This window comes from Prauserella aidingensis, from assembly GCF_024171865.1.
Classification (GTDB): domain Bacteria; phylum Actinomycetota; class Actinomycetes; order Mycobacteriales; family Pseudonocardiaceae; genus Prauserella; species Prauserella aidingensis.
Map to the genome: position 1 here is coordinate 1 of NZ_JAMTCN010000001.1, position 21,354 is coordinate 21,354.

18 protein-coding genes are annotated in these 21,354 nt (G+C 71.7%); 10 read left to right on the top strand and 8 right to left on the bottom strand.

Going from position 1 to position 21,354, the window contains the following annotated elements; translation table 11 throughout:
- Positions 1-888: DUF222 domain-containing protein (locus LY13_RS00005; protein ID WP_253826022.1), on the bottom strand; the 888-nt coding region annotated here is incomplete at its 3' end.
- 458 nt (positions 889-1,346) lie between these two features.
- Here LY13_RS00005 and LY13_RS00010 point away from each other — a divergent pair.
- From LY13_RS00010 to LY13_RS00025, 4 genes are all read left to right on the top strand, one after another.
- A complete protein-coding gene (locus LY13_RS00010) occupies positions 1,347-1,910 on the top strand; it encodes a GNAT family N-acetyltransferase (protein WP_253826023.1) in 564 nt (187 codons plus the stop codon).
- A 58-nt stretch (positions 1,911-1,968) separates the two neighbouring features.
- Entirely contained in the window at positions 1,969-2,634 is a 666-nt protein-coding gene (locus LY13_RS00015; RefSeq protein ID WP_253826024.1) for an acVLRF1 family peptidyl-tRNA hydrolase, read from the top strand.
- A 176-nt stretch (positions 2,635-2,810) separates the two neighbouring features.
- Positions 2,811-4,439 carry an ABC-F family ATP-binding cassette domain-containing protein gene (locus LY13_RS00020; RefSeq protein WP_253826025.1) on the top strand — a complete coding sequence of 543 codons (1,629 nt, stop codon included), beginning with the start codon at positions 2,811-2,813 and terminating at the stop codon, positions 4,437-4,439.
- A gap of 242 nt (positions 4,440-4,681) precedes the next feature.
- On the top strand, positions 4,682-4,891 hold the full coding sequence (locus LY13_RS00025) for a helix-turn-helix domain-containing protein (RefSeq protein ID WP_183651500.1): 210 nt from the start codon (positions 4,682-4,684) through the stop codon (positions 4,889-4,891).
- Positions 4,892-4,918: 27 nt separating this feature from the next.
- On the opposite strand, the gene LY13_RS00030 is transcribed toward LY13_RS00025, so the two are convergent.
- Entirely contained in the window at positions 4,919-6,304 is a 1,386-nt protein-coding gene (locus LY13_RS00030) for a glycosyltransferase family 87 protein (protein ID WP_253826026.1), read from the bottom strand.
- A 204-nt stretch (positions 6,305-6,508) separates the two neighbouring features.
- Between LY13_RS00030 and LY13_RS00035 the strand changes: the two genes are divergently transcribed.
- The 3 genes from LY13_RS00035 (at position 6,509) to LY13_RS00045 (ending at position 10,663) form a co-directional block, all read left to right on the top strand.
- The gene (locus tag LY13_RS00035; protein ID WP_253826364.1) at positions 6,509-8,422 is read left to right on the top strand and encodes an ABC transporter ATP-binding protein; all 1,914 of its coding nucleotides are present in this window, start codon (positions 6,509-6,511) and stop codon (positions 8,420-8,422) included.
- Entirely contained in the window at positions 8,419-9,153 is a 735-nt protein-coding gene (locus LY13_RS00040) for an alpha/beta hydrolase (RefSeq protein WP_372493703.1), read from the top strand. Before LY13_RS00035 ends, LY13_RS00040 begins: the two co-directional genes overlap by 4 nt.
- A 433-nt stretch (positions 9,154-9,586) precedes the next feature.
- A complete protein-coding gene (locus tag LY13_RS00045; protein WP_253826027.1) occupies positions 9,587-10,663 on the top strand; it encodes an LCP family protein in 1,077 nt (358 codons plus the stop codon).
- An 87-nt stretch (positions 10,664-10,750) separates the two neighbouring features.
- Here the strand turns inward: LY13_RS00045 and LY13_RS00050 are convergent, their stop codons facing one another.
- The 4 genes from LY13_RS00050 to LY13_RS00065 form a co-directional block, all read right to left on the bottom strand.
- Positions 10,751-11,203, bottom strand: coding sequence for a peroxiredoxin (locus LY13_RS00050; protein ID WP_253826028.1), 453 nt, complete (start codon positions 11,201-11,203; stop codon positions 10,751-10,753).
- Entirely contained in the window at positions 11,200-13,074 is a 1,875-nt protein-coding gene (locus tag LY13_RS00055; RefSeq protein WP_253826029.1) for a diguanylate cyclase domain-containing protein, read from the bottom strand. Before LY13_RS00055 ends, LY13_RS00050 begins: the two co-directional genes overlap by 4 nt.
- A 250-nt stretch (positions 13,075-13,324) precedes the next feature.
- Positions 13,325-14,725 carry a cytochrome P450 gene (locus tag LY13_RS00060; protein WP_253826366.1) on the bottom strand — a complete coding sequence of 467 codons (1,401 nt, stop codon included), beginning with the start codon at positions 14,723-14,725 and terminating at the stop codon, positions 13,325-13,327.
- Positions 14,726-14,945: 220 nt separating this feature from the next.
- Positions 14,946-16,406 carry a flavin-containing monooxygenase gene (locus tag LY13_RS00065; RefSeq protein ID WP_253826367.1) on the bottom strand — a complete coding sequence of 487 codons (1,461 nt, stop codon included), beginning with the start codon at positions 16,404-16,406 and terminating at the stop codon, positions 14,946-14,948.
- Between the two features lie 138 nt (positions 16,407-16,544).
- Here LY13_RS00065 and LY13_RS00070 point away from each other — a divergent pair, with 138 nt between their 5' ends.
- Complete coding sequence (locus LY13_RS00070) at positions 16,545-17,582, top strand: AraC family transcriptional regulator (protein ID WP_253826030.1); 1,038 nt, start codon at positions 16,545-16,547, stop codon at positions 17,580-17,582.
- Here LY13_RS00070 and LY13_RS00075 read toward each other — a convergent pair.
- Both LY13_RS00075 and LY13_RS00080 read right to left on the bottom strand, forming a co-directional pair.
- Complete coding sequence (locus LY13_RS00075; RefSeq protein ID WP_253826031.1) at positions 17,539-18,237, bottom strand: acetoacetate decarboxylase family protein; 699 nt, start codon at positions 18,235-18,237, stop codon at positions 17,539-17,541. The genes LY13_RS00070 and LY13_RS00075 overlap by 44 nt on opposite strands.
- The gene (locus tag LY13_RS00080) at positions 18,237-19,085 is read right to left on the bottom strand and encodes an enoyl-CoA hydratase-related protein (protein ID WP_253826032.1); all 849 of its coding nucleotides are present in this window, start codon (positions 19,083-19,085) and stop codon (positions 18,237-18,239) included. The genes LY13_RS00075 and LY13_RS00080 overlap by 1 nt, the downstream gene beginning before the upstream one ends.
- A 239-nt stretch (positions 19,086-19,324) precedes the next feature.
- On the opposite strand from LY13_RS00080, the gene LY13_RS00085 reads away from it, so the two are divergent.
- Together LY13_RS00085 and LY13_RS00090 are read left to right on the top strand one after the other, a co-directional pair.
- The gene (locus LY13_RS00085; protein WP_253826033.1) at positions 19,325-20,167 is read left to right on the top strand and encodes a TIGR03084 family metal-binding protein; all 843 of its coding nucleotides are present in this window, start codon (positions 19,325-19,327) and stop codon (positions 20,165-20,167) included.
- Between the two features lie 2 nt (positions 20,168-20,169).
- A complete protein-coding gene (locus LY13_RS00090; protein ID WP_253826034.1) occupies positions 20,170-21,318 on the top strand; it encodes an acyl-CoA dehydrogenase family protein in 1,149 nt (382 codons plus the stop codon).
- The last annotated feature ends 36 nt before the right edge of the window (positions 21,319-21,354 follow it).

Consider the following 21,354-nt stretch of genomic DNA (forward strand, 5'->3'; position numbering starts at 1 on the left):
GCGGATGGCTGTGTTGGGGCGGCGTCGGGTGCGGCCGAGGTCTGTGGGTTGGCCGGTGGCGGGGTCGCAGAGGACGGTGCGCCAGGTGCTGTGGGTGTTGGTCATGATCTCGCGGGCGATGGCGGCGGGGATGGGGCCGTAGCCGTCGAGCTGGCAGCCGTGTTCGGAGATGGACAACGCGGTGTCGATGGGCAGGTGCAGATACACGGTGGCCGCGGCTTCGGGTATCTGCATGCCGGGGGTGTTGCCGAGGAGCAGGTCGGCGGTGATGTCGGCGCGGAGTTGGTCGAGGGTGCGGGTTTCGCCGTTGCGGCGTAGCGCTCGGGCCATGGCGTCCACCCGTGCGTAGCAGGCGGAGGCGACTTCCGCTGGTAGGTCGGCGGTGAGGCGGGATTGGACGTTCGGCCCGTGGTCCAACTCGAGCCGACGGCCGCGGCGGGCGATGCGGGCCCGGGCGGTTTGTCCGCCGGGGTCGACGTGTTCGACGAGGCGGGCGGCGTGCCGGGCGAGGTTGCGGGGTTGCCACGAGGTGGCCGGCGCGGTGGCGAGTTTGTCGGTCAGTAGTGCGTCGACCTGGCGGGCGTGCTGGTCGGACAGGGGTTCGGTGGCGGCCAGGACGCGGCGGGCTCCGTAGAGCTCGACCTGCCCGCGTTGCATGGCTGCCAGGACGTCGGGCATGCGCCGGGTCAGGTCGACGGCGTTGCGGATCCGCCGCTCGACCTCCACGGGCGAGACCCGCAGTTCGGGGGCCAGTTCGTCGGCGATCTCCCGCCATGCACGCTCACCGGCGCCGAGTGAGGCGAGCAGCACCATCTCCTCGGCATCGACCTGCGCGCGCCGTGCCCGCACCGACGCGGCCGCAGCAGCGATATCCCCAGAACCAGTCACGCCACCATACTAACGAACACATATTCGAATCACTATCGCTCAATGGTGTGCACCTTGTGGCGAGTGCCTTCCCGTCGACCTGCCACGGCCACCATCACGCCGCAGGCAGGGCGCAACCCAGAGCCCTACAGGAACACACGCGACCGACCTTGCGCCCTGAATGCGGCGTGATACCCACACACCGGTCGACGGGAGGGCGCGAGCGCGGTGCCCATCCCGGAGACCTGCCCAGCCGGCGAGGCGAAGAACCCCGGTAACCGCACCACGCCACGGCTCGCTGTCGCGACCCTGCCGTGGAGACGGAGAACCCGGCGCGAAGATCCCGCGATCCCTCGCTCGCGGCACCCGCAACACGGACGCAGTGCCCCGCCGTAGGTCGACGAATCTTGCGAAACAGGAAACCGTGACCCCCGAATTCCCGTCGCACGATGTCCCGTGAACCCCGTACCGTCCGTCCGGTGGCGAACCAGCGAATCGATCTCGTCGGCACGCGTGTCGGACTCCGTGAGTTCACGCGCGACGATCTCGACGGCGTGTACCGGATCGTCGGCGACGAACGCGTGACGTCCCACCTCGCCTTCGACGCGCGCACCCGAGACGAGGCCGGGTCCATGCTGGACGAGATCATGGAGCGTGCCCGGGCCGAACCGCGGTCGGAGTACCACCTCGCGGTCACCGCGAAGGGGGAGAGCACCTCGGACGAGGTCGTCGGCTTCGTCCGACTGGGCCTCACCGGCGTTCGGGCCGCGAAACTGGGCTACGCCGTCGCGGCCGACCACCACGGCCGGGGGTATGCGACCGACACCGTTCGCACCGTGTTGGGGCTGGCCTTCGGCCCACTGCAGCGACACCGGGTGTCCGCTGCCGTCGGGCCCGACAACGCGGCGAGTCGCGCCGTCGTCCAGCGCACCGGCTTCACCCGCGAAGGTGTATTGCGTGATCACGTCTTCACCAACGGAGCCTGGCGGGACTCGGTGCTCTACTCCCTGCTCGTCGACGAGTGGAACGCTCGCCGGGGGTGAACACGTGGTGTTCGACGCCTCCGTGTGCGACGCCGGGCGCCCGCATACGGTGACGTCCATGGCACGGGTGCGGCAGGTCAGCGGTGGTGGGAAGGCGGTCGAGGTGGAGCCGGAACGGCTCGCCGGCTGGTTCGACCGGTTCGCCGCGCGCAACGGTGGGGCCGCGTCGACGCGGGTGACGTCGACGCGGGTGGTCGTGACCGCCGGTGACGGCACGACGGCCGCCGTCGACGTGCCGTTCCCGCCGCTGGAGACCGGTCACGGCGACCGTGAGGGCCTCGCCCTGGGCGCGCTCGTCGACCACGCGGGCGTTCGCAGGCGGATCGGCCTGCTACTCGTGCGGCTCGGTGCGCACAGCGTCGGGATCGCCGAGGGGGCGGACGTCGTCGCCTCGCGGACCGACCGGCACCTGGTGCACGGGCGCAGCGCCGCGGGTGGCTGGTCGCAGCAACGCTTCGCCCGGCGCAGGGACGGCCAGGCCCGGCAGGCACTGCGCGCGGCGGCCGACGACGCGGCCGACGTCCTCGGCGCTGCGGCGTCCGAACTGGACGGTGTGGTGCTCGGCGGTGACCGGGCGGCCCTGGACGAGCTGCGCGACGACCCGCGCCTACGGCCGGTTTTCGCCATTGCCTCGTCCCGCGTGCTCGACGTGGCCGAGCCGCGCCGCGCCGTGCTGGACGAGGCGGCGCGGCGGGCGCGAGCCGTCGAGGTCGTCGTCCGGTGACGGCGGTCACCGGGGCCGAAACCCCGTTGCGGGCGCCCCGTACACTCGGATCCGTGGTCGTTCTGCTGGAGTAGCCCTCACGCCGTGCCCGTGCGCCTGCGCCCCGTGTGTGCGCCGCACGCGCAGCGGCCTGCACGGACGTCTCCACCTTCCGAACCGACGCCACGGAGTTTCCTGTGATCACGGCTACCGGCCTGCAACTGCGCGCGGGCTCGCGCATCCTGCTCGACGACACGACCCTGCGGATCCAGCCCGGCGACCGCATCGGCCTGGTCGGCCGCAACGGTGCGGGCAAGACCACCACGCTCAAGGTGCTCGCGGGCGAAGGGGAGCCGTACGCGGGCGAGGTCACGGTCGGCGGCGAGGTCGGCTACCTGCCGCAGGACCCGCGTGAGGGCGATCTGTCGGTGCTGGCGAAGAACCGCGTGCTGTCGGCCCGCGGGCTCGACAAGATCCTCCGCGACATGGAGAAGGCGCAGACGGCGATGGCCGAGCTCGTCGACGACGGCGAGCGGGACAAGGCCGTGCGCAAGTACGGCAGGCTCGAGGAACGGTTCTCCTCGCTCGGCGGCTACGCGGCCGAGAGCGAGGCCGCCCGCATCTGCGCCAACCTGGGCCTCGAGGAACGGATCCTCGACCAGCCGCTGCAGACCCTCTCCGGTGGACAGCGCAGGCGCGTGGAGCTCGCGCGGATCCTGTTCGCCGCCTCCGAATCCGGCGCCGGCGGCAAGTCCGGCACGATGCTGCTGCTCGACGAGCCGACCAACCACCTCGACGCCGACTCGATCAGCTGGCTGCGCGGCTTCCTCAAGGCCCACGAGGGCGGACTGGTCGTCATCAGCCACGACGTCGACCTGCTCGACGAGGTCGTCAACAAGGTGTGGTTCCTCGACGCCACCCGCGGCGAGCTCGACGCCTACAACATGAACTGGAAGCGCTACCAGGAGGCGCGCGCGACCGACGAGAAGCGCCGCCGTCGCGAACGCGCCAACGCCGAGAAGAAGGCGAGCGCGCTGCAGCAGCAGGCCGCCAAGCTCGGCGCGAAGGCGACCAAGGCCGTGGCCGCGAAGAACATGGCGCGACGCGCCGACGAGATGCTGTCGAACCTCGACGAGGAACGGCAGGCCGACAAGGTCGCGAAGATCAAGTTCCCGGCACCTGCCCCCTGTGGCAAGACCCCGCTCACCGCCGAGGGGCTGTCCAAGTCGTACGGTTCGCTCGAGATCTTCACCGGCGTCGACCTGGCGATCGACCGCGGCTCGAAGGTCGTCGTACTGGGCCTCAACGGCGCGGGCAAGACGACGCTGCTGCGCCTGCTCGGCGGCATGGAGAAGCCCGACACCGGCTCCATGGTCCCCGGCCACGGGCTGCGGCTCGGCTACTACGCGCAGGAGCACGAGACGCTGGACCACGACGCGTCGGTGTGGGAGAACATCCGCCACCTCGCCCCCGACACGGGGGCGCAGGAGTTGCGCACCCTGCTCGGGTCGTTCCTGTTCTCCGGTGAGCAGCTCGATCAGCCCGCGGGCACGCTGTCCGGCGGGGAGAAGACGCGGCTCGCGCTGGCCGGGCTCGTGTCCAGCGCGGCGAACGTGCTGCTGCTCGACGAGCCGACCAACAACCTCGACCCGGCGAGCCGCGAACAGGTCCTCGACGCGCTGCGCAGCTACACCGGGGCCGTCGTGCTCGTCACCCACGATCCGGGGGCGGTCGAAGCACTGGAACCGGAACGGGTGATCCTCCTGCCGGACGGCACGGAAGATCATTGGTCGGCCGATTATCTGGAACTGGTCCAACTCGCCTGACGACCGTCTTCCCGGAGCCGTTTCCGGTCCGTTTTCGTGGTCAGCGCTCCCTCGTTGACGGTCGGCCAAGAATTTCGGCCGATCATTAGTTGACGTGCACAAATACCGGATCGGCGCAACATTTCCGCGCTTCTACCGCGTTTTGGCGTTCTCGTCTGGCATTCCGGCCGCACGTGTTCGATCATTGCGACCACGGGGGTCGAATGTGGCCCAGAACACGAAGAGGCGGAAGGTGGATCGACGTGGTTGACCTCAAGAAGGGCGCGCGTATCACCGGAAACACGCGTGACAAGCTCGCCGCCGACCTGAAGAAGAAGTACGAGAAGGGTGCGAGCATCCGGTCGCTGGCCGAATCGACCGGCCGGTCCTACGGCTTCGTGCACCGCGTGCTGTCCGAATCGGGCGTGCAGCTTCGGGGTCGTGGCGGTGCCACGCGCGCCAAGAAGAAGTAGCGGACCCACCGCGGCCGCACAGCGGCCTCACGAGGTCGGCGCAGCAGGCCTCCGCGCCTCGTCGCCGTCGCCACGGTCGTCCCGTGCGGAGGTGGCGGCCGGACGCCCGCCCAGGTCGGCACGATCGGCGAGGCCGGGCCGGTGGGGACGGCGATGCTCGGGGAGTCGGTCGGCTTCGCGGAGTCGGTCGGCGTCGCGGAGGCACAGCATCGCGCCGAGCAGGACGGCAGGATACAGGAGGTAGCCGAAGCGCGTCGCCGGGGTGAGCAGCGTGAATGCGCCGAGCCCGACGGCGATGCGGAGCATGGCGTCCGCGCCGTCGACCGGCGGGCGGACCACCAGCCAGCACGTGATCGCCAGTGCTGCGAGGCCGAGCAGCACGAACGCGATCACCTTGCCCGCGGTGCCCGTGGCCGCGATGAGATGCCCCGGCAGCGGGCTGGCCGCCGGTGACGAGACAGCGCCGAGTCCGGTCGGGAACCACAGTACGTGCTCGGCCATGGCCTGTGCGTCGATGAGCAGGGCCGGGAGGTGCACCGCGGCGCAGGTGCCCGCGAACACGCCGCAGAACCGGGCCAGCGCGCCCGCGCCGAGGCGTGCGCACACGAGCGTGCCCCCGACGACCGCGGCGGGCAACACGATCAGCTTCGCGCTGGTGACCAGTGCCAGTACGAGCGCGGCCCACAGTGGACGGTCCACGGCGGCGAGGGTCGTCCCGAGGATCAGCAGGCCCGCGATCGCCAGGTCCGGACCCGCCGTGGCCCACGTCAGCGCCGTCAGGGGGAACACCGCGGCGAGCTGCGCCGCGCGGACGGGAATACGCGGACGGCCGAGCAGTCGCCACGCGCCCCAGGCGCACGCCACGGCGGTGAGCGCGAACAGCAGCCGGGCGTCGGTGAGCAGGTCGCCCGCTGGGCTGCCGCCGAACCATGCCCGGGGTAGGCCGAACAGCGGCATCACGGGGCCGTAGGGCGTGTAGTCGTCGACCACGGGCGGCCTGCCGAGTGCGGTGACGTCGACGTAGGGCGTGCCCGTCGCGGTCAGCAGCTCGGCCGACCGTTCGATCACCCACACCTCGGGCTGGGCCGACCAGCGCCCGGGATCGGGACTCCAGTCGCCGCCGGTGAGTCGTTGGGCGAGGAGCGTGCCCAGCGGGGCGAGCATGCCCAGGGCCCCGATGATGCCGACGCCGGTCCACCGGGACGCCCAGCGGCCGGTCGCGCGGGGGGAGAGGCGCAACCACAGCGTGTGGGCGAGGGCAAGGCCGTAGGCCGCGACGGCGAAGCCGGCCCACACCCGGAACCCGTAGTGCTTGTCGGTCAGGGCCAAGGCCAGCGCGTATCCGCTGCACAGTGCGTAGAGCACGAGGTCGAGCCGCAGTGGCCGACCGGACGGCCCCTCGTCCCAGCTCAAGCGTATCCAGTCTCCGGCGAGGCGCCTGCCCATGACGTGTCAGGTTAGGCGACGAGGTCACAGCGCAGGGGAGGCAGTCGGGAATCCGTGTCGCCGATCGGGAAGGATCATGTTCCCGGCAGTGTTGTGCAGGACATATGCCGACCATAGCTCGACCAATGTCGAGGGTTGGTGCGGATCGGAAGGGTGGACGGAGACGCGGTGATGGACGGCAGCTGGTCACTGATGAGCGGCGCGATGCGCGCGGCGGACGCCCCGAAAGGCCTGCGAGCGGGCACGGTGCGGCGGGTCGCGGCCTTCGCCCGGCCGCACTGGCGGCGACTGGCCGTCTTCCTCGCACTGACGGTCGTCGCCGCGGTCGTCGCCGTCTCGACGCCGCTGCTGGCCGGCCGGGTGGTCGACCAGATCGTCGGTGGCGGCACGACGAGTGCGGTCGTCTGGCTGGCACTCGCCATCGCGGGCCTCGCCGTCGCCGACGCCGCCGTCGGGCTCGCGGAACGGTGGCAGTCCGCCCACATCGGTGAAGGGCTGATCTTCGACCTGCGCCGTGCCGTGTTCGAACACGTTCAGCGCATGCCGATCGCGTTCTTCACGCGCACCCGCACCGGGGCACTGGTCAGCAGGCTCAACAACGACGTCATCGGCGCCCAGCGCACGTTCACCGCGACCCTGTCCGGACTGGTGACGAACGTGATCCAGCTGGTGCTGTCGGTCGCCGTGATGGTCACGCTCTCCTGGCAGGTGACCCTGCTGGCCCTCGTGTTGCTGCCCATCTTCGTGATCCCCGCCCGCCGGATCGCCCGGCGGATGGCGGACTTGCAGCGCGAGTCGGCGGAACAGAACGCCTCGATGACGACCCAGATGACCGAACGGTTCTCCGCACCCGGTGCGACCCTGGTCAAACTCTTCGGCAGACCCCGCGAGGAGGCCGGCGAGTTCGCCGAGCGCGCGGGGCGCGTGCGGGACCTCGGCGTGCGGACCGCGATGCTCACCCGCTGGTTCATGACGACCCTGACGCTCGTCTCGGCACTCGCGCTCGCCCTCGTGTACGGCCTGGGCGGCTGGCTCGCGCTCGACGGGCAGCTGGCCGCGGGTACGGTCGTGTCCCTCGCGCTGCTGCTCACCCGGCTGTACACGCCGCTGACCGCGTTGGCGAACGTGCGGGTGGACGTGATGACCGCGCTCGTGTCGTTCGAGCGCATCTTCGAGGTCCTCGACCTGGATCCGATGATCACCGAGAGCGAGCGGCCGCGGGAGTTGCCCGCCGGACCGGTGTCGGTCGAGTTCGACGCGGTGCGGTTCGCCTATCCGTCGCCGGACTCGTACTCGCTGGCCTCGCTCGAGGACGTCGCCGCGCTGGACCACCGGGGCGGCGAGGAGGTGCTGCACGGCGTGAGCTTCCGCGCCGAGGCGGGGGAGATGGTGGCGCTGGTCGGCCCCTCCGGCGCGGGCAAGTCGACGATCGCGAGTCTCGTACCGCGGCTCTACGACGTCGACGCCGGCGCGGTCCGATTGTCGGACGTCGACGTGCGTGACCTCGGTTTCGACGAGCTCAAGTCGACCGTCGGTGTCGTCACGCAGGACGGGCACCTGTTCCACGACACGATCCGTGCCAATTTGGCGTACGTGAGCCCGGGCGTCGCCGACGCGGACATCTGGCACGCCCTCGACCGCGCACGGCTGACCGACCTGGTGCGGTCGCTGCCCGACGGACTCGACACCGTCGTCGGGGAACGCGGCTACCGACTCTCCGGCGGTGAACGGCAGCGGCTGACGATCGCGCGGCTGCTGCTGGCCCAGCCGCACGTGGTCGTGCTCGACGAGGCGACCGCGCACCTGGACTCCGAATCCGAGGTGGCGGTGTCGGAGGCACTGGCCGAAGCCCTCGCCGGACGCACGTCGCTGGTGATCGCGCACCGCCTCTCGACGATCCGCGCGGCCGACCGCATCTGCGTCGTCGCGGAGGGACGCGTCGTCGAGCAGGGCACCCACGACGAGCTGCTGGCCGCGGAGGGCCGGTACGCCCAGCTGTACCGCACCCAGTTCCGCGACGCCTCCGACCCCGACGACGAACCGGCGGGCGGCGAACCCGCGGGCGACGAAGCGGCCGTGGCGTGACCGGCGCGGACGGCGTGGACCGCGGCGTGACGTCCGCGGAGTCTCCGGCGCTGACCGTGCGGCGCGGCCACGGCCCTGCCCGGGGTGTGGCGCTCGTCCTGCACGGAGGGGCCGAACACGGCACCGACCCCGTCCGGCCGTGGCGCGGCGCCTACCTCCGGATGGTGCCGTTCGCGCGTGCGCTGGCGGCGGTCTACGGCCGCTGCGGTGTCGACGTGTACCTGCTGCGGAACCGCGTCCGGGGGTGGAACGGGACGGCCCAGGATCCCGTGGTGGATGCGCGCCGGGCGCTGGACCGCATCCGGCGGGAGCGGCCCGGCGTCCCGGTCACGTTGACCGGCCATTCGATGGGCGGCAGGGTCGCGCTCCGCGTGGCCGACGACGCCGCTGTACGAGCCGTGTGCGCGCTCGCGCCCTGGACACCCGACGACGACCCGGTCGAGCCGGTGCGGGGCCGCCGTGTCCTCGTTGCGCACGGGACGGACGACGAGCGCACGGCCCCGGAGGCGTCGCACGCCTACGCCGAGCGTGCCGCGGCCGTGGCCGCGCACGCCGCGTGGGTCGGGCTCACCGGTGAGCGGCACGCCATGCTGCGCAGGCCGGGTGTGTGGCGGCGGCTCGTGCTCGACACGACGGCGCGTGGGCTGGACCTGCCGGTCGGGCCACGCGTGGCCGATCTCGACACGCAGCGGTGTGAGACTGCTCCCACATGCTTGTCGATCACGGTGTGACGTACTGTGACCTGCGGTCGAACCGCCCGTGGGCGGCAGCGAGCGGGCGGAACGGGCAACCGAATCGGGGACACGTGCGTCTCCGGCGGTGGGTGTGCGGTTTAGTGGGCCCGAGCGCCGTCGGTGTGACGGACGTGCCGCACGAGATGTGGCAGGCGAGACGCGACGGACGAGACGTGCCAGACGAGCAGTACCGAGACCGAGCGGTACCGAGGCGGACCGGGAGACGGCCATGACGCAGGGCGGGCAGTACGGCGGGGGATGGCCGGAAGGCCGGCCGCCGCACGGACACCGGCGACCGCCGCGCGGCCCTGCCGGTCCACCCGGAGGGCCCGGCGGTCCGGGGGCGCCGGGCGGACCGGCGCGGCCCGGTGGCGGGCCCCGGGACGGGCGTCCGGGGCCGCGTGGGCCGCGGGACCATCAGCGGGCCCAGATGATGCCGTTGCCGGGCAGCGACCAGGCCCGGCGCGTGCCGCCGCAGCAGGACACGCGGATCGCCCCGCCACCCGAGGAACCGCCGGCGGAGCGGCCTGCCGAGCCGCAGCGCCCGCAGGGCCGCCGGAAGCGCCGGTGGTCGTTCGGCAAGGTCGCCGGATCGCTGGCGATGGTGATCGTCCTGTTGCTGGCCGGGGTGTGGCTGTACCTGGAGTTCTCGATCAACCGCATCGACGCCATCCAGGACTACGAGGGCAGGCCCGCCGCCGGTGAGGGCACCAACTGGCTGATCGTCGGCTCGGACTCGCGGGAAGGTCTCGACCAGGACCAGAAGGATGCGCTGTCCACCGGTGACGCGGGTGGCAACCGCACCGACACGATGATGATCGCGCACCTGCCGGACAACGACACCAAGCCGACGTTGCTGAGCCTGCCGCGCGACTCGGTCGTCGAGATCCCCGGACACGGCAGTGGCAAGATCAACGCGGCGTTCTCGATCGGCGGAGCGCCGCTGCTGGCGAGGACCGTCGAACAGGCCACCGACCTGCGCATCGACCACTACGCCGAGATCGGGTTCGGCGGGTTCGCCGGCATGGTCGACGCGATGGGCGGCGTCGACATGAACATCGAGCAGAAGATGCACGACCCGAAGACGGGAATCACCATCCCGGCGGGTGAGCAGGAGCTCGACGGTGCACAGGCGCTCGGCTTCGTCCGGATGCGCTACAGCGCGGCGACGCCCCGCTCCGACCTGGACCGGGTGGTCAACCAGCGCCGCTTCATCGGCGAGATGGTGAGCCAGATGTCCAGTCCGGCCACACTGCTGAACCCGTTCGCCGTGGTGCCGTTGCTGGGCGAGGCGCCCGACGCACTCACGATGGACGACGACGACCACCTGCACCACCTCGTCGCACTGGCCTGGGCCATGCGCGGCATCTCCAGCGGCGGTGTGGTCAGCACGACGATGCCGACGGCGTCCGCGTCGGCCGAACAGTGGGACGAAGCGCGCTCGACCGCGTTGCTCGATGCGCTGCGCAACGACACCCCCGTGCCGGAGAACGCCATCGTGCAGTGACCCGACCCGGTGGCTCGCCGAACGCGGCGGGCCACCGGGGACCACGGGCAGCGCCGCCGTCCGGTTCGCGGCGGGGACGGACCTCGCTCAGCCGGCGTTGCGCAGGGCGTCCAGTGCCCGCTCGGCGTGCACCGCCATGCGCAGCTCACTCTTGACGACCCCGAGTACTCGGCGGTCGGTGCCGATCACGAACGTGTGCCGTTTGGTGGCGAGCGGTCCGAACGCGCGCCGTACCCCGAACTGCCGGGCGACCGCGCCGTCGGCGTCCGACAACAGTGGAAAACCCATGTCGTGCGTGGTGGCGAACGTCTGCTGCTTGTCCACCGGGTCCGGGCTGATGCCGACCCGGTGCGCTCCGAGCTCGGCGAACTCGGCCGCGTGGTCACGGAAGTGGCACGCCTCGGCGGTGCACCCGGGGGTCATCGCGGCGGGGTAGAAGAACAGCACGACCGGGCCGCTCTCGAGAAACCCGGTCAGGGACCGCGGGGTATCGCTCTGGTCGGGCAGGGTGAAGTCCGGGGCGTACTCGCCGTTGTTCATGCAGGGGAGTATCGCTGGTCGAGTACGGCCGCGATCTCGGGGCCCGAGGCGCTGCCGCCGTAATGGTCGCCGCGGCCCGCGAAGATACCGACGTCCCGGAGCCGCTGGGCGTGTGCGGCATCGCGGACGCCGTCCGCGCCCACCCGTTTGATGCCGAGCTCCCGGGCGCGTTCGAGCAGCGCGTACAGGTGCGCCCGCGCGTTGTCGGCCTCCGTGGTGCCCTCGGTGGCGAGGCCGTCCACCAGCGGACCGGACAGGATCGCGAACCCCACGGGCAGCCTGTGCGTGTGCACCAGTTCGAGGTCCGAGGCGCCGGACACGGCGAGCGTGATCTTCACGTCGAGATCGGACAGGACGGACAGCGTGTCCACCACTTCGCCACGCGGGTCGAAGAGCGCGAGGCTGTCGGTGCAGATCCGCAGCTTGTGGTGCGGCAGCCCGGTCCGCTCGAACTCGTCGCGGATGATCCGCACCAGGTTCGGGTCGACGGCCAGTCGGGTCGGCAGCCGCACGCACAGGTCGGGTGCGGTGGGGAAGTCGCGGTACCACGCCGCCGCGTCCGACATCGACTCGGTCAGCAGCAGGGTCCCGAGCCTCGGGGTCATGCCGGTGGTGTCGGCGAGCGGGAAGAAATCGGCACCGGTCAACGTGCCGTGCTCGGGGTGGTTCCAGCGCAGGACGGCGTTCACCACGGCGATCTCGTCGCTGCCGTCCAGTTTGACCGTGGGCTGGTACTCGACCTCGAACTCGCCGTTCTCGATCCCGCCGCCGATACCGGCCCCGATGCCGTAGCGCTTGCGGTCGCCCGAATCGAGCTCGGGCTCGAACAGCATCCACTGCGCACGCCCGGCCTCCTTGGCGCGGTGCAGCGTGATCTCCGCGGCTCGCTGGACGTCCTCGGTCGTGCCGGTGCCCGCGTCCTGGACGACGATGCCCGCGCTGATGCTCACCGCCACGCCCCGGTCGCCGATGTAGACCGGTTCGGCCAGCTCGGCCATGGCGGATTCGACCAGCTCGATCACCGCGGTGGCGGTGACGCCACCGCGCTGGAGCACGCCGAAGCCGTCGCCGGAGAGCCGGGCGACGACGGTGTCCGGTCCGCGGAAGACGTCCTCCAGCTTGCGCGCGGCGTAGCGCAGCACCTCGTCCGCGGCGCCGGGGCCGAGTCCGTCGTTGACGACCTTGAAGCCGTCGACGTCCAGGAAGACGATCGCGATGCGGTCGGAGTCCGGCGAGCCGAGCCACGTCTCGAGTGTCGTGTGGAAGCTGCGTGCGTTGGGCAGGCCGGTCAGCTGATCGTGGGTGTTCTGCTTGCGCAGCGCCTCGCGCAGCAACTGCAGTTCGTTGATGTTCTCGGCGAGCAACACCGGGTGCAGCCGCTCGCCCTCGCCGCTCGGCAGTGCCGTGACGGTCACGTTCGTCAGCGCGGAGCTCTCCTCGGCAGGCCCGAGGTTCACCTGCTCGCGCTGGCGGGGACGGCCGTCCTCGGCGAGGTCGGACAGTGCGGTGCGCAGGGCGGCCACGTCACGCTCGCCGGTGCCGAGGCCGGTCAACGTCAGGCCGACGAGCTCGTCGAGTGTCGTGTCGAGCAGGTCGAGCATGGCCGGGTTCGCGTCGAGGACGGCGCCGTCGGGATCGGCGAGCACGACACCGCACGGTGAGGCGGCGTAGAGGGCGGCGAACCGCTCCACCGCGGAGTCGTGCCGGGTGTGGCAGTGGGCCGTCGCGGCATCGGCGGCCTCCCGGACCGCCGACGCGACGGCGCGCTCGAGCTCGGCCGTGGGCACGTCGGACCCGGCCGCGTCGGCGATCTCGGCGGCCCATCGGCGGGCGATGTGGGACAACCCTGGTGCGTCACCAGGCTCGGGCACCGTGCACCTCTCTCGACGGATGGCACAGCCGTGCGGTTCAGCTGCCCCGACTGAGCTGGGGCACGGCTTCGACAAGTCGAAGGCCGGCTCGCCCGTCAGCCACCCAGTGGAGCTTCCGGAATACGGAGCACCGCAGAGTGTGCGTCGGCGGTCGAGTCGGCCGTCGGATATGCAACATCATCATGCCAACCACGCTCTGTCCACCGACTGTACGGGTGGTTCTACGGGGAGTAGGCGTCACGCTGTGTAGTTAGACCGGCTGGAGGTGCACGGGGAGGCCGTCGACCGGTACGGGCAGCGAGACGTAGTCCCATCGGGCCTCGTAGTCGCTCGGCACCGTGATCCGGTAGGCGCGGACGAGTTCGTGCAGCAGCGCCTTCGTCTCGTACATGCCGAAGTGCAGTCCGATGCACTTGTGCGCGCCGCCGCCGAAGGGCATCCACGCGAACCGGTGCGACTTGTCCTCGCGGCGGTCGGCGGCGAACCGCTCGGGGTCGAACCGGTGCGGATCGGTCCAGCACGTCGGGTCGAAGTGGTTCACCGCGGGTGCGACGCCGACCAGTGTGCCCTCCGGGATGTAGTGCCCGAGCACCTCGGTGTCCTTGACGGTGGCACGGGACAGGCTCGGGACCGGCGCCACGAGCCGCAGCGCCTCCTTGACGACGAGCTCCAGCGACGTCAGCGAGTCGAGGGCCGCCATGTCCGGTGGGTCGTCGCCGAGAGCGAGCGACTCGGCGCGGACGCGCTCCTGCCACTCGGGGTGCTTCGCGAGGTAGCACGCCGCGGCCGTCGAGGTGATCGTCGTCGTGTCGTGCGCCGCCATCATGAGGAACACCATGTGGTTGACGACGTCGGTGTCGGTGAACCGTTCGCCGTCCGGTGTCGTGGCGTGGCAGAGTGCGGAGAACAGGTCGTCACCGTCGCTCACGCGCTTGGCGGGAAGGTTGTCGGCGAAGTAGCGCTCGAGCCGCTTCCTGCCTTCGAGGCCGGCGCGCCATCGGCCGCCCGGGACCGGGTAGCGCACCAGCGCCGTGCCCGCACGCACGCACGCCACGAAGGCGCGGTTGGTCTCGCGGGCCTCGTCGTCGCTGCGCATGTCCATGAAGACGCGGGTCGCGACGTCCAGGGTGAGCTGCTTGAGCGCCCAGTACAGCCGCGGCGACGACGGCCACGCGCGGACCCCCTCGCGGAGGGCAGGCCCCATGCTCGCGACGTAGCCTGCGAGCCGGTCGCGGGTGAAGGCCTCCTGCATGATCCGCCGGTGCATGCGGTGCTCGTCGAAGTCGAGCAGCATGAGTCCACGGTGGAAGAACTTGTCGATGAAGAAGCGCCAACCCTCCTGGGAGAACGCCTTGTCGCGGTTGACGAGCGCGGCCTGTGTCGCGTCGGCGCCTGTGAGGGTGACGATCCGCCTGCCGAACGCGCCGGTCCACGACACGGGCCCGTAGCGTTCGAACCGGTGGAGTCCGAACCGGACGCCGAACCGCATCTGTGTGAGCGCGTTGCCCACGAGCGGCGGTCCCGCGTCGCCGAGCACGGGTGCGAGTCCGCTGCCCTCGGGTGGCTCGGCGAGCTCCCGTGCCGGCCACCGCTGCTGCAGCAGGCGGTCGTCGACGCGCCCGGGCAGCGGCCACGCGGTGAGCGGCGGCATGCGTTCCCGGAGGAGCGTGCTGACTCGGTCGATCGCGGCGCTGGTCGCGCCGCGGGCGGCGTTGACTGGCGTGACGGCCATGGCGGCACCATCTCCTCGTCGAGACCCGCATCCACGGTGCCGCACCTGTTGGCACTGCGACAAGGGCGTTCCCCCGGTCGCAGGGACAGCCCCCTGGGGCATGGTCGGTGGGGCGTGGCGGTGTCGGTCCGCCGCGGGGTCACTCGGCCGTGGCCGAGCCGATGCGGAAGTCGGCGAGCTTCACCCGGCGGGTCCGCCTGCGGTACTCCCGGGTACGTCCGGGCCAGTTCGACACGACACGGCCTCCCGCGGCCCGGTACCAGCTCCGGCAGCGGGTCCACACCGACCGCGCGAGCCTGCCCTGCACCATGGCGTCCCAGGCGCGCTCGGCCTCCGGCTTCACGTCGAGGTAGCGGCCGGGGCGCGCGCGGAGCCTGCTCACGGCGTCGCGGATGTAGCGCGCCTGGCTCTCCAGCATGTGGACGATCGAGCCGCCGCCGAGGTTCGTGTTCGGGCCGTACATGAGAAACATGTTGGGAAAGCCGGGCACCGTGATACCGAGGTGCGCGCGGGCGCCGTCGCTCCAGACGTCGGTGAGGGGGCGGTGGCCGAGCCCGTGGATCTTCATCGGGGCGAGCAGGTCCTGTGCGGCGAACCCGGTGCCGTAGATGAGGACGTCGGCCTCGTGGAGCGTGCCGTCGGCCGTGCGCACGCCCTCGGGCACGATCTCGGCGACCTCGTCGGTCACGAGGTCCACGGTCGAGTCCGTGAGCGCGGGCAGGTAGTCGTTGCTGAACAGGATCCGTTTGCAGCCGAGCGCGTAATCCGGTGTGAGCTGCTCGCGCAGCCGCGGGTCGGCGACCGTCTCCCGCAGATGTCTGGCCGCCTGCGCGGCGAACAGCGGGGTGAAGATGCGCCACCGTGACAGGCACTCCTGCGCGAACTCGGCGTAGAGCCAGAACCCGAGCCGGTCGAGCTTCTGCAGCGCGGGGACGGCCCGCAGCGGCAAGTGGTACCAGCGGTCGTAGGCGTGATCGCGTTTGGGCAGGATGTACTGCGCGGAACGCTGGAACACGGTCAGCCGTCCCACCTGCGGCCGGATCTCCGGCACGAACTGGATCGCACTCGCGCCGGTGCCGATCACGGCGACGCGCTTGCCGGTCAGGTCGCAGTCGTGGTCCCACTCGGCGGAATGGAACGCCGTTCCCCGGAACGTCTCCCTGCCGGGGATGTCCGGGTAGGACGGCCGGGACAGTTGGCCGACGGCCGGGATGAACGCGGTGGTCTCGTACTCCTCGCCGCCGGTGGTGCGCACCAGCCAGCGCGCGTTCGTCTCGTCGAACTCGGCCGAGGCGACCTCCCTGCCGAAGCGGATCCGGTCGGTCACGCCGTACTCGCGGGCCACCCGCTGCAAGTAGGCCAGGATGTCGGGCTGGCGGGCGTAGCGGCGCGGCCACCGGGTGACGCCGGCGAACGAGAACGAGTAGAGCGGCGAGGGCACGTCGCAGCCCGCGCCCGGGTAGCTGTTCTCCCGCCACACCCCGCCGACGTCGGCCGCCCGCTCCAACACGACGACGTCGTCGATGCCGTGGCGCCGCAGTTCGATCGCCATGGCGATGCCGCCGAAACCGGCTCCGACGATCAGCGCGGTGCTGCGCATGGTCGGGGCCGGCGCCGTTCCGGTGGGCGCTGTTCGGGTGGACATCGTCCGGGCGGGAGTGGTCATGGCTGCAGCGTAGGAAGCCGTCCCGGGCCCGCCCACCGCCGCGGCGGACACAATGTTGATATTTTCGGACACGTGGCCGCCTGGGATTTTCCTCGCGGCGTGGCGAGCGCCGCGCTGCTGGCCGGGTTTGCGGAGGAACTCGGCCAGTCGACCGGTGACGTCCTGACGGGGACGAACCTGGCCCCGGAGACGCTGCGCGACGCGCAGGCGAGCGTCACGGCGGAGCAGGAACTGGCCGTGGTGCGCAACCTGGTCCGCCGGCATCCGGACCGCGATCCCGGCGTGCTGGGAGTGCAGGTGGGCACGCGGTACCACGCGACGTCGTACGGCATCTGGGGCTACGCGGTGACGAGCTGCGCGACCGTGCGGGACGCGGTCGAGCTGGCCCTGCGGTATGTCGAGCTGACGTACGTCTTCTGCCTGCCGCAGCTGCACACCGCCGGGCCGCTCGCCGAGCTGCGCTGCCGCGACGACGACGTGCCCGCGGACGTGCGCGCCTTCCTGGTGGCGCGCGACGTGGCCGCGATCGTGACGCTCGTCCGCGAGCAGGCGGGGTCGGAGCTGCACCCGACGGCGTTGTCGCTGCGCGTGCCGGATCCCGGGGACAGGGCACCGTACCGCGCGGCGCTGGGGGTCGATCCGGAGTTCGGCGACCGCACCCGGATCACCTTCCCGCATGCGGTGCTGGACCGGCCGATGCCACAGGCCAGCGAACACACCCTGGCGTGGTGCGAGCGGCAGTGCCGCGAGGTGCTCGACGCGCAGCGCCGCGGCACCGGGGTGGTCACCCGGGTGCGCCGCGCGCTCGCCGACACCGGTCCCGGTGCGGGTATGACGCGGATCGCCGCCGCGCTGTCGATGACCGAGCGCACGCTGCGCCGCAGGCTCGCCGCGGAAGGCGTGAACTACCGCGACCTGGTCGACGAGGTGCGGCGCGGGCAGGCCGAGGAGCTGCTCGCTGACGAGACGCTGACGGTCGAGCAGATCGCGCACCGGCTCGGTTACAGCGAGCCGTCGAGCTTCCTCCACGCGTTCGCGCGGTGGCACGGCATGCCGCCACGCGAGTTCAGGCGCCGAACCGGATCCGCGCGTCCGACAGGTGCGCGCTGAACACCGGGGTGCGGCCCGCGAGGTAGCCGAGCGGGCCACGCGGGTTGACGTTCCAGGCCGCCGCGGCGGCGCCCGGTGCCGCCGTCGACCGTACGGCGCTGGTCAGCGGGCCGCCGGTCGACTCCTGGCGGATCGCGAACGACGCGGGCAGTCGGGCGGGCAGGCTCGGGCGCGGGGTGAAGGCGGCCGTGGCGATCCAGTCTCCGCCGCCCGGTGCGTCCTCACCGCCGGTGCTCGCGGTGGCGGTGAAGCTGCGGCCCCCGGTGAAGCGCAGGTCGGCGAGCTCCTTCGGGATCGCCCACAGCGCGCGGCCACCCGCCAGCGACGCGGGGCTGTCCACCCAGATCTCGGTGATGGTGGCGGTCGGGGTGAGGCCGCCGCGGACGACGACGGCGCTGAGCAGCTCGTGGTACGACAGCTGCCCGGACGGCAGGTAGTCGAACCACGCGGTGGCCACCAGTGCCGCGCCGCCGAGCGTGACGGGGCGTTCCGTGGCGGGCAGTCGCGGCAGGTCGGCGACCGGGACCGACCACAACGACAGGTAGGCGTTCGCCGTGAGGCGCCACGGTGGGGGCGGGTACTCGGCCGCGGCGTCCGGCGCCGTGTCCGGAGTGGCTGCCGGGGTGGGGGAGTGGGAGGGCTGCGGCGAGGTCATCAGCGGCTCCAGGGGAGGAAGTCGGGCAGGTCGTGTTCGGGGTCGAGGGTGAACTGCGGCGGGCGTTTCTGCAGGAACGACAGCACACCTTCGACGGCGTCGGGGTTGTCACCGATGCTTGCGATGAGTGTCGAATCGACCTCGTGCACCGGTGTCGGCGAGTCGAGGGCCGCCATGCGGTACAGCAGTTGCCGGGTCACCGCGACCGAGACGGGCGCGGTGTCGGCGACGAGGTCGGCCGCGAGCGCGTACGCGGCGTCGAGCAGGTCGGCGGGTTCGTGCACGCTGTGGACGAGGCCTGCGCGCTCGGCCTCCGCGGCGTCGAACAGCCTGCCGCTGATCATCCAGTCCGTGGCCCGGCCCATGCCGACCAGCCGCGGCAGGAACCACGCCGAGGCGCCCTCCGGGTAGATGCCGCGGCGGGTGAAGACGAAGCCGAAGCGGGAGTCGGTGGCGGCGAGCCGGTAGTCGGCCGACAACGTGATCGTGAGACCGCCGCCGATGGCGTTGCCGTGCAGCGCGGCGATCACCGGCTTGTTCATCGTGAAGATGCGTTTCGAGCAGCGCCCCGCGGGTTCCTGCCAGGCGGCGTCCGGCCCGGTGTCGGGGTCGAAGTCGAACCCGCCCTGGGAGAGGTCGGCGCCGACGGAGAAGTCCTTTCCCTCGCCGGTCAGGACGACGACGCGGACCTCGGGATCGCGGTCGGCGTGGTCGAACGCGGCGGCCAGCTCGTCGGCCATCCGGACCGTGTAGCCGTTGCGTGCCTCGGGGCGGTTCAGCGTGACCGTGGCGATCCTGTCCGCCACGCGGTAGCCGATCTCGGTGAAGTCGGTCGTCGTGTCACCCACGAGGTGTCTCCCGGTGTCGTCGTCGAAGCTCCGGCGGGCGTGGCGGCGTTCTCCCGCGGTGGTGAGCGGGCGCCGACGTGCCGAAACCTGCCTACGGGGCTTGCTGGCATCTTGTCAACAAGGTAAAACAATCACGCGTGCTTGATTCTGCGTGTGACACCGGCTTACGGTGCCGTGCGCGACGGCGCGGACGACGCGGCCCGCAGCCGGTGCGGGAACTGGGACAAGGAGGTACCCGGGTGGCCGATCTCGAGGCGATCCTCGACGACCTCGACGCGGAGAGCGCCGAACTCGACGAGCTGGTCGCACGATTGCCCGACACGGGCTGGCAACGGCCCACGCCCGCCGAAGGCTGGACGATCGCGCATCAGATCGCCCACCTGACGTGGACCGACGACAAGGCCCTGCTCGCCGCGCGCGAGCCCGACGACTTCGGCACCGAGCTCCTCCGCGCCCTCGACGGCGGCGAAGGCTACGTGGACGCCGGCGCGTGCGAGATCGCGGAGACCACGTCGTCCGCCGAGCTGCTGCGTCGGTGGCGCGCCGGCCGGACAGCGCTGCGAGCGGCTCTGGCCGCCGTGCCCGACGGGCAGAAGCTGCCCTGGTACGGGCCGCCGATGAGCACGGCGTCCATGGCGACCGCGCGGCTGATGGAGACGTGGGCACACGGTCAGGACGTCGCCGACGCGCTCGAGGTGGTGCGGCCGCCGACCGCCCGGCTGTGGCACGTCGCCCGCATCGGCGTCCGCACCCGCGACTTCGCCTTCCTCACCCGGGACCGGACCCCGCCCGACGCGCCGTTCCGCGTCGAGCTCACCGCACCCGGTGGCGAGCTGTGGACGTTCGGCCCCGACGATGCCGCCGACCGGGTCACCGGCAGCGCCCTCGACTTCTGCCTGCTCGCCACCCAGCGCCGCCACCGAGACGACACCGACCTGCGGGCGACACCCGGCGCCGAGGAGTGGCTCCGGATCGCCCAGGCGTTCGCCGGACCGCCCGGCGGCGGCCGGGCCCCGGGACAGTTCGCCACCGATCCACCGTCCGGCGCGGACGGCACGCCCGCCGCGGAGTCGAAGGAGTGACCGTGACCGACCCCCTGCGGACGCCGGAACGCCTCGCCCTGCGTGCCACCGTGCGCGAGTTCATGGACCGCGACGTGCTGCCGCACCTCGACGACTGGGAGGCCGAGGGCGAGCTGCCGCGGTGGCTGCACAAGAAGGCGGGCGAGGCCGGGCTGCTCGGTGCCGCACTGCCGGAAGAGGCGGGAGGCGGAGGCGGGGACTTCCTCGACGCACTCGTCGTGACCGAGGAGATCCACGACGCGGGCGGCTCCGGCGGTCTCGTGGCGTCGCTGCTCACGTGCGGCATCGCGGTGCCGCACATGGCGGCCGTGGGCGATGCGGCCCAGCTCGAGAAGTGGGTGAAACCGGCACTCGCGGGTGACAAGGTGTGTTCCCTGGCGATCACCGAACCCGACGGCGGCTCCGACGTGGCAGGCATCCGCACCACGGCACGGCGCGACGGCGACGAGTACGTCATCAACGGCGCCAAGACGTTCATCACGTCCGGCTGCCGCGCCGACTTCGTCACCACCGCCGTGCGCACCGGCGGCGAGGGTGCCCACGGGCTCTCGCTCGTCGTCGTGGAGAAGCCGACGCCGGGACTCACGGTCGGCCGCAAACTCGACAAGATGGGCTGGCGCTGCTCCGACACGGCCGAACTGTTCTACGACGACGTGCGGGTTCCCGCGGCGAACCTGATCGGCCCGGAAGGCAGTGGGTTCTTCCAGATCGCCACGCAGTTCGTGAGCGAACGGTTGTCCCTGGCGATCCAGGCGTACGCGACGGCGCAGCGCGCACTCGACGTCACCGCCGAGTGGTGCCGCACGCGCGAGACGTTCGGCCGTCCGCTGATCTCCCGCCAGCTGGTGCAGCACAAGCTCACCGACATGGCGCGGAAGGTCGACGTGGCACGCACCTACACCCGCGAGATCGCGAAACGGCACGCCGCGGGCGAGGACGTCGTCACCGAGGCGTGTTTCGCCAAGAACACCGCCGTCGAGACGGGTGAGTGGGTCGTGAACGAGGCGGTGCAGCTGCACGGCGGGCTCGGCTACATGAGCGAGTCCGAAGTGGAACGCCATTACCGCGACGTTCGCATCCTCGGCATCGGCGGCGGCACCACCGAGGTCCTCACCGGACTGGCGGCCAAGCGGCTCGGCTACACGAGCTGACCGCCCACTCCACCCAGCACGTCCCGTCCGCCGGGC

Coding starts and splice junctions, on each gene's coding strand:
- LY13_RS00015 (WP_253826024.1), top strand. CDS start 1,969: ATGGCACGGGTGCGGCAGGTCAGCGGTGGTGGGAAGGCGGTCGAGGTG.
- LY13_RS00035 (WP_253826364.1), top strand. CDS start 6,509: ATGGACGGCAGCTGGTCACTGATGAGCGGCGCGATGCGCGCGGCGGAC.
- LY13_RS00045 (WP_253826027.1), top strand. CDS start 9,587: ATGATGCCGTTGCCGGGCAGCGACCAGGCCCGGCGCGTGCCGCCGCAG.
- LY13_RS00050 (WP_253826028.1), bottom strand. CDS start 11,203: ATGAACAACGGCGAGTACGCCCCGGACTTCACCCTGCCCGACCAGAGC.
- LY13_RS00060 (WP_253826366.1), bottom strand. CDS start 14,725: ATGCCGCCGCTCACCGCGTGGCCGCTGCCCGGGCGCGTCGACGACCGC.
- LY13_RS00065 (WP_253826367.1), bottom strand. CDS start 16,406: ATGCGCAGCACCGCGCTGATCGTCGGAGCCGGTTTCGGCGGCATCGCC.
- LY13_RS00075 (WP_253826031.1), bottom strand. CDS start 18,237: ATGACCTCGCCGCAGCCCTCCCACTCCCCCACCCCGGCAGCCACTCCG.